Raw genomic sequence first — 14,257 nt, 5'->3', positions numbered from 1 at the left:
GTAGTTTTAGTTATATATGTAGTTTTTTTTGCACCTTATTAGTTGTCTAATTTTTTTCTATTAGTGAAGCATCATATTTTTGTTTAATTTCTTTTACTAACTTCACTTCATCAGGATTATTTTTTACCCAAATTTCTTGGTCTTGACGAATTTTTGTGAGATGAGATTCAATATTTTCTGAATTAATTAAGATTCCAAAATCCTGTGGAACTTCTTCTTCTTTGTAAGAGAGGAGTCTATTCAAAATTAAATTTCCTACTTTAGGAGTATAATGAGAATTATCTCTATAGTTTTCCATATCATTATGGATAGGTTCTGTTGTGATACTGTTATATCCAGAAAAATTAAATACAGGTATTATTTTTACAACTTGGCGTTTCCATTCTTCAAAAGTTGACCATTCACCAGATATTCTAATTACTTCCCACTGAGTCGCATGAGAGGGAGAAATATATGATATTAACTTGATTTGATTTTGTTGACATAAATCTACTATGATTTTCAATTCACCCAAGAACTGAATAGATAGTTTATACATACCAAAATTACGTTCAAAGGCATTATTAATTGCGCCTTTAAATTTCAATAATCTATTTACTCTATAACCACTATTATCTAGTTGATTTTTATTACTATTAACTATTGTTTCCATACTTGCTAATGTTGCATCCAAAGAAAAGCTAACATTGATAAAATCTTCTGAGAAAATATGCTCTTTTTCTAATCTATGTTCAGAAAAATTCACAGAATTTTCTCTGAATTTATTAAACATAAAAAAATCTAAGCCGATAATCACTAAGTCTAAATCTTTTTGATTAGCTATTGCGTGTTGTAAATAACGTCGTAATTCATAAGCATTTATACCATTCAAACCTAAATTGTAAGCTCGCTGATGATTTTCTAAAGTCCCATGATTGGAGGCTAAAGCTTTTTTTGTTCTGGATGAACCCATCAAAACTGTAACAGGTTTAATCCGAATAATATCTGTTGCTTTATATAGGCGATCATTATTCTCTTTCCGGGGTTTTGAATGATTTATACCGAAAAAATTGGGAGTATTAAATACATCATAAGGATCGATAATAATATTAAATCCTCCTACTGCTACTACAGGTATTAGAGCCGACAATAAAAACAGCCAATTATATCTGCGGTATCTTCTCTTATTTTTTAACACATATTTTTCTGATTTTTGTGGAGATGAAGCTTGGGAGTAAGTAGAACTAAGTCGATTATTTATACTCATATTTACCTCATAATTTATCCAAAAAATTTAAAATTGGAAATAAAGAAATTCAGACACACGATTCAGTGACAATAAAGCCATACTTGTCAAAACACCAATCCAAACTGCCCACCACCAAGTAGGTTTCAACTTTGCCAAAATTTCCTGAGTATTCGGTAAGAAACTTACAGAAAAAGTTAAAGTTATTAAAGCCAAAATTGAGAAAATTTTACTCCCTAAAAATTCCGGTAAATAAGTCATACCCGACCAAGATTTAAGCTGAAAACCAAAATTAGTTAACACAGATAATTTACCCTTAGCTTCCCCTGGTATAACAATGCCATTCAGACCTGACATTGTCTGTAAAATATCTAAACCATCCTGAAAATTTTGCGCTCTAAATAATACCCAACTAACAATAACAGCAACAAAAGTAATTACCCATGCCAATACTTTCGGCATCGGAATATTCAACTTTCGCCAACCATGATTAATACATAAATAAACACCATGTAACCCTCCCCAAACTACATAAGTCCAACCTGCACCATGCCATAATCCACCTAACAGCATCGTTGTCAAAAGATTACTATAACGACGCACTTCTCCACGACGACTTCCACCCAAAGGAATATATAAATAATCCCTGAGAAAATTGGATAAAGTAATATGCCATCTTCGCCAAAAATCACTAATAGAAGTAGCCTTGTAGGGAGAGTTAAAATTAATCGGTAATTTAATATTAAACATTAACCCCAAACCGATCGCCATATCAGAATAACCAGAAAAATCAAAATATAGCTGAAAAGTGTAACTTAAAGCTCCCACCCAAGCTTCAATAAAACTCAAATCTGCAGCATTATTAAATGCTAGTGCTACCCATGGAGATATAGTGTCAGCTATCAAAACTTTTTTACATAATCCCAGACTAAAAAGACTTAAACCCAAAGCCATATTTTTCTGGGAAAAAATATAACTACGCAGTTGACGAAACTGAGGAATAAGTTCATCGTGGCGTAAAATAGGTCCGGCAATTAATTGAGGGAAGAAAACTACAAATAAACTATAAGTTAATAAGTCATAATTCGTCTCTCTTGTTTCTCCACGATAAGCATCAACCAAATAAGCTATCTGAGTAAAAGTATAAAAAGAAATAGCCAAAGGCAAAATAATTTGCCCAGCATTCAAATTTGTAGAAACTACTGAATTAACAGTATCCAAGAAAAAGTTCGCATATTTATAATAGGAAATTATTGCTAAATTAATAGCTATACCTACCCAAAGTAAAACATTTGCTTGCTTACTTTCTGGTTTAGCCTGAGCAATAAATTTTCCCATTTGATAATTCCATAAAATGGAAATTATGAGCAGAGGCAAATAAGCAATCTTCCAATAACCGTAAAAAGCAAATGAACTAGCTGTCAACCAAACTTTTGCAGCCTTAATTAAACCAAATCTCGTTAAACCAAAGAATACAATCAGAGTTAAAGGTAAAAAACAAAAGATAAAAACGTAAGAATTAAATAGCATAGCTAGTAAACAATTAATAATTAATAATTAATAATTAATAATTAGGGTTTGCTGAAAAAGTCTTTTAGCAGGGGTAGGAGACAGGAGACAGGAGACAGGAGACAGGATAAATGGGAATTTAGAGGAGGCAGGAATAAGAATTGTCCCAATATTATTCTGCTCAACTCTTGCCTAAAAGACTAACTTTTTGAGCGTTTTAGACTGAAACAGGCGCACTTTTTCCAACCTCAAAAATACTAAAGTCTTTATATGTCAATACTTTTATATTTAATCAGCAAGCCCTAATTAACAATTACCTCTCTTTGATAAAGAAGAGGATTGACTAATGTGGAACAGTGAAATTTACCAAAATTTGCCGATTTTTCAGCCAATAAGCCTCCCTTTTGCTCTGACTAAAATTGTAAAAAGTCAACTTTTAATTTATGATTAAAAGCCTCAGTTCCCGTGTCTATCGAGAATGAAACAGCCCTGCCCTCATCTCCGTGTCCCCGTGTCCTACCCCCACCGACCAATTTTTTCAGCAGATCCTAAATATTGTTTTGTTCATCCGAACAAGATTTTTGCATAATATTTTTCTTTTCCACAGTTTGTATTTCTCCTGGGGGAACAGTTCTCTCATCCATATAAAAAATATCCAAACTTTCTAATTTTTCAGAACCCTCATACTTATTATTCCATTCACGACAAACATACTCTGCATAATAAGGATAAAGTTTTCTACCCATAGCTCGATTTAGAGTCACAAAATAACTCCGCCACTGCATATTCTTATACAAGTTATTAAATTGTTTCATCGTCGGTTTATCCCAACTTACAGACTCTCCTTTCTCATATAAAACATCAACCTCTTTCCCATTTTTTAAATTACCCTGAATAACGTGCCAACCATCATCTCTCGGTGGAGCAGGTGCAAAAATACTCCATAATTGGTCTAATCTTGTCACCCTACTAAATACATCTAACTGTTGTACAGTCTTACGTTTAAATAATTTGTCAGCTTTAGTAATAAAATCCTGTTTCTTTTCTTGTCTTCTGTTATAAGTTTGTTGAACAAAACCTTTAACATTCCAAATCAAAGTATAGATAAGTAATAAAGATACAACAATATTTAATCCTAAATTAGGACCTACATCTAGAGGACGAAATTGCAATGGTTTAGTAAAATTTCCAGCAAATTTTCTATTATTAGCAATAGATTCATAAAATTTCGTTCCTAGAGGCATTATCGCTGATAATCCCATCAAGAAAGCCAAAGGTTTAAAAATAGGAGACAAACTAAATACATAAACCAAAGCTTCCCACTTAAAATGTCGATTTTCTTGCCAGTCTACAACAACCCAAGAATTTTTCTCCTGCATATCAACATAGATAGATTCATCAGTTTGAGCAGTAGTTAATGGCGTTCCTGGTAATATTAGAAACGTGCGTAACAGATAAACAACTTTCTTACAAAATCCACAGTCTGCATCATAATAAATTCTCAATCCTTGACGTTCATTAGTCTGGATTTTTTTCTCCCAATTATCCCAGACTTCCGTAGGAATAAAAACCAACCAAATAACCACACATAAATAAGGAAATACTCCTAGTTCAAAAGATAAACCAAAACTAATATGTAAAAGAATAAATAAAACCACAGAAACCCAGCGGAAAAATGTAATTCCAACAGGAATAAAAATCATCAAAGGCCCTAACCATTCAAACCAAAGAGCTATCCAGGTTAGTAACTTTAATATAGGTTCAGGAAAACTTAGTAAAAATTGCCCAAATGGCGTAGCATAGCCATCAAAATTCAGAGCATAATAAACTGCATCTCCATCAGGCCACCAAATCTCACTCTTAGTCTTATAAGCTGCCGAACCTGCATAAATCAGCACTATTTGAATCATCAGTGCCACAGTAGCAGCAGAAGCAATACGTTTAGGTAATTTTTCTGGTGAAGAATTAAGAGCACTATCTATTGAATAACTTGCTCCTAAAGGTAAAAACATTGCCCAAAAAAGCAAAGCACGCAGTACAGCATCCCCAGCAAAATTTAGAGCTGGATTTCTATTTTGAATAGAAATAACAAATGCCCACATAGCAATAGTTGCTAATCTAGTTCGATATCCTACCAACAAAGCTATAGCAATTAATCCAATAATTAAGAAAATTAAACCCTGTACAAAAGGTTCGCCACTAATTGAATTTATTGACCAATAAAAGGGATTTGCAATTTCCTTAAGTAATGTCCGAGGCATAACTCCAGCATCACTATAAAGAGACCTTAAATCTCCTGCACGGATAATTAAATCTACAATAATTACTAATGCTAACCCCACTCTAAATAGAGCAAGCGAGCGCAAATCTAAACCAAACAATTTTTCCAGTTTCCCACTGAAATTATTTTTTTCCTTTTCCATACTTACTGTCATTTTCGTTATGTAGTTATTACTTTTATAAAAACAACTTCTAAATTCTTACTTCCTTTGCTAATCCCACTCTAAATAGAGCAAGCGAGCGCAAATCTCAACCAAACAATTTTTCCAGTTTCCCACTGAAATTATTTTTTTCCTTTTCCATACTTACTGTCATTTTCGTTATGTAGTTATTAATTTTATCAACACAACTTCTGACTTCTGACTTAGTTTGCTAATCCCACTCTAAATAGAGCAAGCGAGCGCAAATCTCAACCAAACATTTTTTCCAGTGTCCCACTGAAATTATTTTTTTCTTTTTCCATACTTACTGTCATTTTCATTATTTAGTTATTAATTTTATAAAAACAACTTCTAAATTCTTACTTCCTTTGCTAATCCCACTCTAAATAGAGCAAGCGAGCGCAAATCTAAACCAAACAATTTTTCCAGTGTCCCACTGAAATTATTTTTTTCCTTTTCCATACTTACTGTCATTTTCATTATTTAGTTATTAATTTTATCAATACAACTTCTAAATTCTTACTTCCTTTGCTAATTCCACTCTAAATAGAGCAAGCGAGCGCAAATCTAAACCAAACATTTTTTCCTGTCTGGCACTGAAATTATTTTTTTCTTTTTCCATACTTACTGTCATTTTAATTATTTAGTTATTAATTTTATCAATACAACTTCTAAATTCTTACTTCCTTTGCTAATCCCACTCTAAATAGAGCAAGCGAGCGCAAATCTAAACCAAACATTTTTTCCTGTCTGGCACTGAAATTATTTTTTTCTTTTTCCATACTTACTGTCATTTTAATTATTTAGTTATTAATTTTATCAATACAACTTCTGACTTCTGACTTCCTTTGCTAATCCTACTCTAAATAGAGCAAGCGAGCGCAAATCTAAACCAAACATTTTTTCCAGTGTCCCACTGAAATTATTTTTTTCTTTTTCCATACTTACTGTCATTTTCGTTATGTAGTTATTACTTTTATAAAAACAACTTCTGACTTTTGACTTCCTTTGCTAATTCCACTCTAAATAGAGCAAGCGATCGCAAATCTAAACCAAACAATTTTTCCAGTGTCCCACTGAAATTATTTTTTTCCTTTTCCATACTTACTGTCATTTTCGTTATGTAGTTATTACTTTTATAAAAACAACTTCTAAATTCTTACTTCCTTTGCTAATCCCACTCTAAATAGAGCAAGCGAGCGCAAATCTAAACCAAACAATTTTTCCAGTTTCCCACTGAAATTATTTTTTTCCTTTTCCATACTTACTGTCATTTTCGTTATGTAGTTATTAATTTTATCAACACAACTTCTGACTTCTGACTTCCTTTGCTAACCCCACTCTAAATAGCTATCCCTTACCCATAAGTCTTGAAACCCTTGTGGGGATAAGGGGAACAGGGAGCAGGGGAGAAAGGAGAAAAAATGATAGTAGCTAAGTAAAACTACTGAAGTTGTCAAAAAAAAAAGTATTTTTCCATACATTTTTTCTCCCGAAAAAGCAGAACCAAGTCTTATACATAACTCGTCTATTTTGTCAAGCTTTATGTTAAGAAAGATGTGGGTAAAGCATAGCTCTAAATAGAGCAAGCGATCGCAAATCTAAACCAAACATTTTTTCCAGTGTCCCACTGAAATTATTTTTTTCCTTTTCCATACTTACTGTCATTTTAATTATGTAGTTATTACTTTTATAAAAACAACTTATAACTTCTGATTTCTGACTTCTTACTTCCTTTGCTAATTCCACTCTAAATAGAGCAAGCGAGCGCAAATCTAAACCAAACAATTTTTCCAGTGTCCCACTGAAATTATTTTTTTCTTTTTCCATACTTACTGTCATTTTCATTATTTAGTTATTAATTTTATCAATACAACTTCTGACTTCTGACTTCCTTTGTTAATTCCACTCTAAATAGAGCAAGCGAGCGCAAATCTAAACCAAACAATTTTTCCTGTCTGGCACTGAAATTCTTTTTTTCCTTTTCCATACTTACTGTCATTTTCATTATTTAGTTATTAATTTTATAAAAACAACTTCTAAATTCTTACTTCCTTTGCTAATCCCACTCTAAATAGAGCAAGCGAGCGCAAATCTAAACCAAACAATTTTTCCAGTGTCCCACTTAAATTATTTTTTTCCTTTTCCATACTTACTGTTATTTTAATCATTTAGTTATTAATTTTATAAAAACAACTTCTAAATTCTTACTTCCTTTGCTAATCCCACTCTAAATAGAGCAAGCGAGCGCAAATCTAAACCAAACAATTTTTCCAGTGTCCCACTTAAATTATTTTTTTCCTTTTCCATACTTACTGTTATTTTAATCATTTAGTTATTAATTTTATAAAAACAACTTCTAAATTCTTACTTCCTTTGCTAACCCCACTCTAAATAGAGCAAGCGAGCGCAAATCTAAACCAAACAATTTTTCCTGTCTGGCACTGAAATTCTTTTTTTCCTTTTCCATACTTACTGTCATTTTAATTATTTAGTTATTAATTTTATCAATACAACTTCTGACTTCTTACTTCTGACTTCCTTTGCTAAACCCACTCTAAATAGAGCAAGCGAGCGCAAATCTAAACCAAACAATTTTTCCAGTGTCCCACTTAAATTATTTTTTTCTTTTTCCATACTTACTGTCATTTTCATTATTTAGTTATTAATTTTATCAATACAACTTCTGACTTCTGACTTCCTTTGCTAATCCTACTCTAAATAGAGCAAGCGAGCGCAAATCTAAACCAAACATTTTTTCCTGTCTGGCACTGAAATTATTTTTTTCTTTTTCCATACTTACTGTCATTTTAATTATTTAGTTATTAATTTTATCAATACAACTTCTGACTTCTGACTTCCTTTGCTAATCCTACTCTAAATAGAGCAAGCGATCGCAAATCTAAACCAAACATTTTTTCCTGTCTGGCACTGAAATTCTTTTTTTCCTTTTCCATACTTACTGTCATTTTCATTATTTAGTTATTAATTTTATCAACACAACTTCTGACTTCTGACTTCGTTAACTCAACTTTTTATGAGTAGTGCAGGATGGCGGAAATAACTGGTTACAAAATCCTAAAACAATTACAAATAAATACTTTTGACTGTCTTGAGTGCATCTTACATTCTGAGGAAACCTCAGAATTACACACTCGCTTTTAACTTTTAACTTTTGACTTCCGCGTAGCGGCATTAGCTTATTTGCCAAATAAATGTTGCCACCAAACTTGTAATCTATGGCGAATAACTTGCAATTTGTGAGATAAAGTAGGTAATCTTTGAATATAAACTCCTAACCTAACTAAAGCAGCAAAAGAGCCAGATAAACTAATACCAAAACTAGAAATAGCTGCCGTATTCATCCCCAAAGTAATCATCTCTCCTAAATGTAAATAATGAAACGGTCTTGGGCGTTTATTATTTAAACTTTTCCACAGATTTTTTGCTGCTTGACTTGCTTGTTGATAAGCAACTTGAGCTGTTGCTGGAAGTTGTTTTTTATTAGGGTATGAAATCTCCACAATATCTCCCAATACAAATACTTCTGGATAGTCAACTAACTGTAAAGTTGGCTCACAAATAAGTTGACCTCTAGAATTATGAGAACAATCCAAATTTTTCACCCACTCTCTCATTTGAACTCCCGCAGTCCATAATATTAAATCCGTAGGAATAACAGCAGTTTCTCCAGCTTGCAAAATAGTAACTTGGTCAGCTTCAATAGCATTCACACCCGTCTGTAAACTGATTAAAACATTTCTTTTATCCAAAGCACGTTGAGCATTTTTCCGAGTAGCAGAAGTAAAACTTTTCAGAATTTCCTTTCCTCTTTCTATCAGGCGTATTTCTCCCCTTTTACCCAATCTATCCGCTATTTTTCCTGCTAACTCTACCCCACTCGGCCCTCCACCAACAATAGTTACCAGAATTTTTTCTTTGCTAGAATTTTCCAAACTTTGTAACTTTTGTTCGAGTCTTTGAATATCAGCCAAAGTTCTAAATGTCAAAACATTTTCTGCACCATTTGGCATTTTTCCATTAGTGACACCCACAGCAATAACTAAATAATCATAAGGTAAACTTCCTCCCTCCAAAAGTTTAACTTCACGAGCTTTAAAATCAATATCTTTCGCCTCATCTTGGCAAAACTGAATATCTTTATTTTTGAGTAATTTATCAAAAGATGGAGCTATTTCCCAAGTTTTAAGTTCATCTGTAATCACCTCATAAAGTAAAGGAGTAAATGCAATATGATCGTTTATATCTATTAAAGTTATTTGACAGTTTTCCTGTTTAAATCCCCGAAAGCTTTGTAAATACAATGCTGTATAAAGACCGCCGAAGCCACCGCCTAAAATACAAATTTTTGTAGGTAAATTACTTCCTTTTACTGTTTCAGATATTTTTCCAGTTTCCACAGCTTTTAATATAGATAATTATTGATTTTTTGCCTATTATATAAAAATTACTCCTAGCAATTCCCGGTCTTAAAATTTTCAGGAAACAGCCTTCAACAATGAATTATTAATTATTAATTATTAATTAGGGCTTGCTGATTCAATATTAAAGCATTTACTGATATTGGTTTCAGCCTTATTTTGGTCGAAAAAAGTACAAGTTTTTTAGACCGAAAAGCTCAAAAAGCTAGTATTTCGGGAAGATTATGGCAGAAAAATAAAGGGACGATTCTTTTGACTACTTCTTCTATAATTTCCGTTTCTCCTGTCTCCTGTCTCCTGCCTCCTACCCCAGCAAAAAGACTTTCCATACGCAAACCCTAATTATTAACTCTCCTTGAAAAAAAAGAGGATTGACTCAAAGGAAAAATTTTTCTTGTTTCTCCTTTAAAGTAGAAGCTTTAAACCTTAATTATTCGGTAATTGATTCCAAATTAACTTCAAAGCTTTTACAGGCAATTAAACTTTTGAATCAAGTTAAATACAACTTTCTTGTCTGAGCAAAATGTATTAGTACCTAACCAACTTTACTATTCAATATTATCCTACAGATAGCAGTCGAAGCAAATATTAAGCTACCTCTAAAACTTCATTTATTTTACAAGTAATAATTTTGAATCTAGCTGTTTGCGGAGCATTCTGTAGGAAATGCTGATAGCTATACATTATTACCCCAACTGAAATGCAATACAATCACATCTCATCCGTTAACCACGGTATTTCACGCCCCAAAAGTTCTTGCAAATTTAAAATATCCTTCCGAAATAACTGTTTTAAATCATCTTTAACAGTAGTTGGAATAAATGGTATAGCTCCTTGATTTGATTGATGAAAAAATTTTAAAGTTTTAGTGTTCTAGAACTTCATAATTAAAACTCAAAGTAAATAAATGCAGAAGGAATAGTTGCCCCCAACAAAATAGTTAAACCTAGCAAACCTCTCGACATCCAAGGAGATAACAAGAATTCATATTCATCTCGCTGCTGCCAAACTGCCAAATGTTCCAAAAATAATGTCCCGATCGCCACAGCTAAAGTAACAGCTAAAGCCCAACCCTCATTTATACTGTAAGAGCTAAAAGCATCGATAACCCCAGACAATGAATAAGCTCCTGGTGTAACTAAAGTCACTAACTTAGTACCCAACCTACTAATATTAGTTTCCATAAAAAATAAACACCCCAGAGTCACGGCCATAAACGTCAAGGCCCAGGATACAAACTCAGTTTTAGAAGTCCATCTGCCCACAAATCTCTGAAAAGGTCTCCCAGCATATCTGAGTACCAACAACAATGCCCCGTGGTAAGCTCCCCATAAAATAAAATTCCAGGCCGCCCCATGCCAAAAACCTGAAAGAGTAAAAGTTATAAATAAATAGAATGGAGCCCACTTTTTATTTGCACCCATTAGTGGGATAAAAACATAGTCCCTAAACCAGTTACTCAGAGTAATGTGCCAACGTCGCCAAAATTCTTGAATACTGACAGAGGTATAGGGTGCCAGAAAATTTAATTCTAGTTTAACTCCCACAATTCTAGCGATACCAACAGCCATAAAACTGTAACCAGCGAAGTCAAAATATATTCTTAAAGTAAACAAAAAGGCATGAAACCAAACTAATAAAGCATTTGTTGCTTGTTGTAGATCTATATATGGAGTAATGTTATCTGCTAGAACAAATTTCATAAATAGACCTAGAGATAACCATCGCAAACCCAATTCAAAGTTTTCTAAAGTAAATTGAAATTTAAAAGATTCTAACTGAGGTAATAATTGTTTCCGTCTTTCGATTGGACCTGCTACAATTTGAGGGAAAAATGCAATAAAGTTGACGTAATCTATGAAATTAATTGGCTTTTTCTTTTTAGCTGTAAAAGAATCTACAACAAATGCCACCATCTGAAAAGTATAAAAAGAAATTCCTGGAGGAATTCTATTAAATACTGGTAAAGGAAAACTTTGTTGCCAATTTGGAGGCATTCCTCCCACCACTAAACCTACTACATCTTCTACAAAAAATGTGAGATATTTAAAGTATGCTAATACTGCTACATCAAATACTATTAAAAATGTAGCGATCGCCCTTGACTCCCAACCACGTCTTTGCAACATTAGTCGCACCATTATGTAGTTGAAAATCACCTCGAATATAAATACGGCAAAACTTTTTAAACTAGCATTTAAAAATAATGTTAGTGATAGTACCATCAAACCGATGGTATCAAAATAATCTTGCCAGAAATTGAACCTTTTTCCTAGAGCGCGGATGGTGAAGAAAGGCACGCTAAAAATCAGCAGCACCCACCAGAAGGAAAAATCAGAAAAATTCAATTAACTATTTCCTCCTCTATTCTTGATAGCAACCTATCCCAATCAATTATGGTATGAGGTATTTGTCGATACTTTGACATCCTCCCGACGTTGCTCTTCGAGACAACGCGGGATTCCCATCCATCAATCAAACAGACTGAGTTGCTTGAAAGATTCAGGGTGGGTTGACACATCATTGCTGCTTGCTTGCTTTTTACAGCGAGTCTTACGGCTGCTCCGTGTCCGATAAAAATCGACCGTTGACCCTCGGCGACTTCATTGAAAAGTGATAGTTGTACAGGATTCTCAATTACAGATTCAACTTTGGTTATCGGTTGAATTACTGTTTCAACGACAGATTCAGCATTAAGAATATTGATTGCAGCATTAATGTCCCTATCGTGAAATGCTCCACAATTAAGACAAGTCCACTCACGTTTGCGCAGCATTCCGCAGGAAACCCCTAAATCTTTTTTACCTCCTTTAAATCCACAACAACTACATTTTCTTGTTGTAGGCTCCCAACGATTAATGACTCTAAAATCTCTATCATATTTTTCGGCTTTACCTTCTAGTAAAGTTCTAAATTGTCTCCAACCTAAATCACTAATTGCTCTGGCTAACTTACGATTCTTAATCATCCCAGACACATTCAAATCTTCTAACACAATTACATCGTATTTATGAGTCAATTTAGTAGATAGCTTGTGTAGAAAATCTGCACGAACATCTTTAATTTTTGCATGAAGTTTAGCTACTTTTAGTCTGGCTTTCTCACGACGTTTACTACCCACTTCAGCACGAGATAATTTGCGTTGAAACTTTGCTAATTTCTTAAGATTCTTTTTCAAGGGTAATGACGCTTTAATCTTTTCACCAGTTGATAGTGTAGCAAAGGTACTAATACCTAAATCTATTCCTATTGAGTTATTAGACTTTGGTAAATGTTCTGCACAAGTTTCTACTACAAAACTAGCAAAATATCTATTAGCTGAATCTCTAATAATAGTTACAGATGTAGGCTGACTAGCTAATGGTCTTGACCAGACGATTTTAATCTTACCTACTTTTGGTAGATAGATTTTATCTTGGTTAATCTGATAGTTGGCTCCTACAAATCTTGCTGTTTGTTTTGACTTTCTACTTTTAAATTTAGGAGGTTTAACCTTAATCCCTTTCCTTTTACCAGTACAACTATTAAAAAAGTTTTTATATGCTTGGTCTAAGTCTTTTAATGATTGTTGTAATGGAGTAGAGGCTACCTCTTTTAACCACAGCAACTCTCTTTTAGCTTGTGTGATGAATTGTTTAGTTAAATCAGTATATGAAGGCTTTTTAATACCATCGGCATACAGTTGATTACAATGTGCTAATGATTGATTCCAAACATATCTACAACATCCAAATAATTGACTTAACTTCTGAATTTGGACATGATTAGGGTAGATGCGATATTTATATCTAGCTTTCAATTTTTTCGACCTTTTTTTTTAACACTAAATATTTACAGCATAGCGTCTTTTATGTTATTAAAGCACAAAAATTTGTGAGCATTCATCCCGACACCAAATCTGCATATTATGGTGCGGGTCTTCTGCTAACGTGTTGATAAAATATTATTTTTAGTTACCAAAAGCAATTTTTTATTAGTAACTAAAGTTTTTCATTTTCTGAAGAGAAAGTCTTAATTTAAAAAAGCGGTCAGCAGTCAGTAGTAAACATTTCAAAGAGGATTTAAACCGTACGAACTAAACTGTAGAAAATCGTGACAGCTTAATATCTTGATATTGGATTAACCAATACTGGCGCTCTCGGCACAGCTCACTATTCCCATCCTACGGAATGCTACGCAAACGGCAATAAATGCCCCTGGGAATTTCTTATCTTATATTTGAAGACCTCTTAAACCTTCCAGTTTATAGAAACCAGGGATTTAAACCAGAGCTGCTAAAAGCTGTTAACGCAGTTCTTCTGCAAGAGGCTAGCTGTTTGCGGAGCATTCCGGTACGGAAATGCTAAAAGCTAATAGCTAGTTAAACCCTGTCCTCGCAAATAAAAGTCCTATAGCAGTTGAAGCAAAGGGCCCTAACAGCTCAAGAGTCTAAAACTTAGACCAGTTCATTAATGGATAATGGATAATTGATAATGGATAATTGATAATTACCTCTCCCTAAAAGAGCTATGCTTTATAAGCAAAATTCTTTACAAAAGTGGATAATGCCTATTATCAAAAGCTTACGAGCATTTTGTTGGTTTTACTGATTTGACAAATTGACTAACTTGTGTACTCCTAAAAGTTGTTTTTTGTCGTTG

20 protein-coding genes are annotated in these 14,257 nt (G+C 33.3%); all 20 read right to left on the bottom strand.

Going from position 1 to position 14,257, the window contains the following annotated elements; all coding sequences use genetic code 11:
- Positions 1 to 46: 46 nt before the first annotated feature.
- The 20 genes from F6K54_RS09465 to F6K54_RS09370 all read right to left on the bottom strand — a co-directional run bounded on the left by F6K54_RS09465 (position 47) and on the right by F6K54_RS09370 (position 13,416).
- Entirely contained in the window at positions 47 to 1,246 is a 1,200-nt protein-coding gene (locus tag F6K54_RS09465) for a hypothetical protein (RefSeq protein ID WP_293076811.1), read from the bottom strand.
- 27 nt (positions 1,247 to 1,273) lie between these two features.
- The gene (locus tag F6K54_RS09460) at positions 1,274 to 2,755 is read right to left on the bottom strand and encodes an MBOAT family protein (RefSeq protein WP_293076809.1); all 1,482 of its coding nucleotides are present in this window, start codon (positions 2,753 to 2,755) and stop codon (positions 1,274 to 1,276) included.
- 527 nt (positions 2,756 to 3,282) lie between these two features.
- Positions 3,283 to 5,169 (bottom strand): HTTM domain-containing protein, encoded by a 1,887-nt coding sequence (locus F6K54_RS09455; RefSeq protein ID WP_293076807.1) that lies wholly within the window; start codon positions 5,167 to 5,169, stop codon positions 3,283 to 3,285.
- 357 nt (positions 5,170 to 5,526) lie between these two features.
- A complete protein-coding gene (locus F6K54_RS09450) occupies positions 5,527 to 5,655 on the bottom strand; it encodes a hypothetical protein (protein ID WP_293076805.1) in 129 nt (42 codons plus the stop codon).
- A gap of 31 nt (positions 5,656 to 5,686) precedes the next feature.
- The gene (locus F6K54_RS09445; RefSeq protein WP_293076803.1) at positions 5,687 to 5,809 is read right to left on the bottom strand and encodes a hypothetical protein; all 123 of its coding nucleotides are present in this window, start codon (positions 5,807 to 5,809) and stop codon (positions 5,687 to 5,689) included.
- Between the two features lie 37 nt (positions 5,810 to 5,846).
- On the bottom strand, positions 5,847 to 5,969 hold the full coding sequence (locus F6K54_RS09440) for a hypothetical protein (RefSeq protein WP_293076801.1): 123 nt from the start codon (positions 5,967 to 5,969) through the stop codon (positions 5,847 to 5,849).
- A gap of 25 nt (positions 5,970 to 5,994) precedes the next feature.
- Positions 5,995 to 6,129 (bottom strand): hypothetical protein, encoded by a 135-nt coding sequence (locus F6K54_RS09435; protein ID WP_293076799.1) that lies wholly within the window; start codon positions 6,127 to 6,129, stop codon positions 5,995 to 5,997.
- 22 nt (positions 6,130 to 6,151) lie between these two features.
- The gene (locus tag F6K54_RS09430; RefSeq protein ID WP_293076797.1) at positions 6,152 to 6,289 is read right to left on the bottom strand and encodes a hypothetical protein; all 138 of its coding nucleotides are present in this window, start codon (positions 6,287 to 6,289) and stop codon (positions 6,152 to 6,154) included.
- Positions 6,290 to 6,326: 37 nt separating this feature from the next.
- Complete coding sequence (locus F6K54_RS09425; protein WP_293076795.1) at positions 6,327 to 6,449, bottom strand: hypothetical protein; 123 nt, start codon at positions 6,447 to 6,449, stop codon at positions 6,327 to 6,329.
- 274 nt (positions 6,450 to 6,723) lie between these two features.
- A complete protein-coding gene (locus F6K54_RS09420; RefSeq protein ID WP_293076793.1) occupies positions 6,724 to 7,023 on the bottom strand; it encodes a hypothetical protein in 300 nt (99 codons plus the stop codon).
- A gap of 19 nt (positions 7,024 to 7,042) precedes the next feature.
- Positions 7,043 to 7,183, bottom strand: coding sequence for a hypothetical protein (locus tag F6K54_RS09415; RefSeq protein WP_293076791.1), 141 nt, complete (start codon positions 7,181 to 7,183; stop codon positions 7,043 to 7,045).
- Between the two features lie 31 nt (positions 7,184 to 7,214).
- On the bottom strand, positions 7,215 to 7,346 hold the full coding sequence (locus F6K54_RS09410; protein ID WP_293076789.1) for a hypothetical protein: 132 nt from the start codon (positions 7,344 to 7,346) through the stop codon (positions 7,215 to 7,217).
- A gap of 28 nt (positions 7,347 to 7,374) precedes the next feature.
- On the bottom strand, positions 7,375 to 7,506 hold the full coding sequence (locus F6K54_RS09405; protein WP_293076789.1) for a hypothetical protein: 132 nt from the start codon (positions 7,504 to 7,506) through the stop codon (positions 7,375 to 7,377).
- 28 nt (positions 7,507 to 7,534) lie between these two features.
- Entirely contained in the window at positions 7,535 to 7,657 is a 123-nt protein-coding gene (locus F6K54_RS09400; protein WP_293076787.1) for a hypothetical protein, read from the bottom strand.
- 5 nt (positions 7,658 to 7,662) lie between these two features.
- Positions 7,663 to 7,830, bottom strand: coding sequence for a hypothetical protein (locus F6K54_RS09395; protein ID WP_293076785.1), 168 nt, complete (start codon positions 7,828 to 7,830; stop codon positions 7,663 to 7,665).
- A 19-nt stretch (positions 7,831 to 7,849) separates the two neighbouring features.
- Positions 7,850 to 7,984, bottom strand: coding sequence for a hypothetical protein (locus tag F6K54_RS09390; protein WP_293076783.1), 135 nt, complete (start codon positions 7,982 to 7,984; stop codon positions 7,850 to 7,852).
- 25 nt (positions 7,985 to 8,009) lie between these two features.
- Positions 8,010 to 8,150, bottom strand: coding sequence for a hypothetical protein (locus tag F6K54_RS09385; protein WP_293076781.1), 141 nt, complete (start codon positions 8,148 to 8,150; stop codon positions 8,010 to 8,012).
- A gap of 225 nt (positions 8,151 to 8,375) precedes the next feature.
- Positions 8,376 to 9,596, bottom strand: a complete 1,221-nt coding sequence (locus tag F6K54_RS09380) for an NAD(P)/FAD-dependent oxidoreductase (protein ID WP_293076779.1) — start codon at positions 9,594 to 9,596, stop codon at positions 8,376 to 8,378.
- A gap of 908 nt (positions 9,597 to 10,504) precedes the next feature.
- Positions 10,505 to 11,965, bottom strand: a complete 1,461-nt coding sequence (locus F6K54_RS09375; protein WP_293076778.1) for an MBOAT family protein — start codon at positions 11,963 to 11,965, stop codon at positions 10,505 to 10,507.
- Positions 11,962 to 13,416 carry an RNA-guided endonuclease TnpB family protein gene (locus tag F6K54_RS09370; protein ID WP_293076776.1) on the bottom strand — a complete coding sequence of 485 codons (1,455 nt, stop codon included), beginning with the start codon at positions 13,414 to 13,416 and terminating at the stop codon, positions 11,962 to 11,964. The genes F6K54_RS09375 and F6K54_RS09370 overlap by 4 nt, the downstream gene beginning before the upstream one ends.
- Positions 13,417 to 14,257 lie beyond the last annotated feature (841 nt).

It is taken from the genome of Okeania sp. SIO3B5, from assembly GCF_010692555.1.
Lineage (GTDB): Bacteria > Cyanobacteriota > Cyanobacteriia > Cyanobacteriales > Microcoleaceae > Okeania.
The sequence above is the reverse complement of the archived record's forward strand: the minus strand, read 5'-3'. Positions and strand labels throughout refer to the sequence as shown.

Excerpts from the sequence above, each read along its gene's own strand:
- F6K54_RS09430 (WP_293076797.1), bottom strand. The coding sequence starts at position 6,289 with ATGACAGTAAGTATGGAAAAGGAAAAAAATAATTTCAGTGGGACACTG.
- F6K54_RS09455 (WP_293076807.1), bottom strand. The coding sequence starts at position 5,169 with ATGACAGTAAGTATGGAAAAGGAAAAAAATAATTTCAGTGGGAAACTG.
- F6K54_RS09465 (WP_293076811.1), bottom strand. The coding sequence starts at position 1,246 with ATGAGTATAAATAATCGACTTAGTTCTACTTACTCCCAAGCTTCATCT.
- F6K54_RS09395 (WP_293076785.1), bottom strand. The coding sequence starts at position 7,830 with ATGAAAATGACAGTAAGTATGGAAAAAGAAAAAAATAATTTAAGTGGG.
- F6K54_RS09460 (WP_293076809.1), bottom strand. The coding sequence starts at position 2,755 with ATGCTATTTAATTCTTACGTTTTTATCTTTTGTTTTTTACCTTTAACT.
- F6K54_RS09410 (WP_293076789.1), bottom strand. The coding sequence starts at position 7,346 with ATGATTAAAATAACAGTAAGTATGGAAAAGGAAAAAAATAATTTAAGT.
- F6K54_RS09420 (WP_293076793.1), bottom strand. The coding sequence starts at position 7,023 with ATGAAAATGACAGTAAGTATGGAAAAAGAAAAAAATAATTTCAGTGGG.
- F6K54_RS09435 (WP_293076799.1), bottom strand. The coding sequence starts at position 6,129 with ATGACAGTAAGTATGGAAAAAGAAAAAAATAATTTCAGTGGGACACTG.
- F6K54_RS09440 (WP_293076801.1), bottom strand. The coding sequence starts at position 5,969 with ATGACAGTAAGTATGGAAAAAGAAAAAAATAATTTCAGTGCCAGACAG.
- F6K54_RS09445 (WP_293076803.1), bottom strand. The coding sequence starts at position 5,809 with ATGACAGTAAGTATGGAAAAAGAAAAAAATAATTTCAGTGCCAGACAG.
- F6K54_RS09425 (WP_293076795.1), bottom strand. The coding sequence starts at position 6,449 with ATGACAGTAAGTATGGAAAAGGAAAAAAATAATTTCAGTGGGAAACTG.
- F6K54_RS09390 (WP_293076783.1), bottom strand. The coding sequence starts at position 7,984 with ATGACAGTAAGTATGGAAAAAGAAAAAAATAATTTCAGTGCCAGACAG.
- F6K54_RS09415 (WP_293076791.1), bottom strand. The coding sequence starts at position 7,183 with ATGAAAATGACAGTAAGTATGGAAAAGGAAAAAAAGAATTTCAGTGCC.
- F6K54_RS09385 (WP_293076781.1), bottom strand. The coding sequence starts at position 8,150 with ATGAAAATGACAGTAAGTATGGAAAAGGAAAAAAAGAATTTCAGTGCC.
- F6K54_RS09400 (WP_293076787.1), bottom strand. The coding sequence starts at position 7,657 with ATGACAGTAAGTATGGAAAAGGAAAAAAAGAATTTCAGTGCCAGACAG.
- F6K54_RS09405 (WP_293076789.1), bottom strand. The coding sequence starts at position 7,506 with ATGATTAAAATAACAGTAAGTATGGAAAAGGAAAAAAATAATTTAAGT.
- F6K54_RS09450 (WP_293076805.1), bottom strand. The coding sequence starts at position 5,655 with ATGAAAATGACAGTAAGTATGGAAAAGGAAAAAAATAATTTCAGTGGG.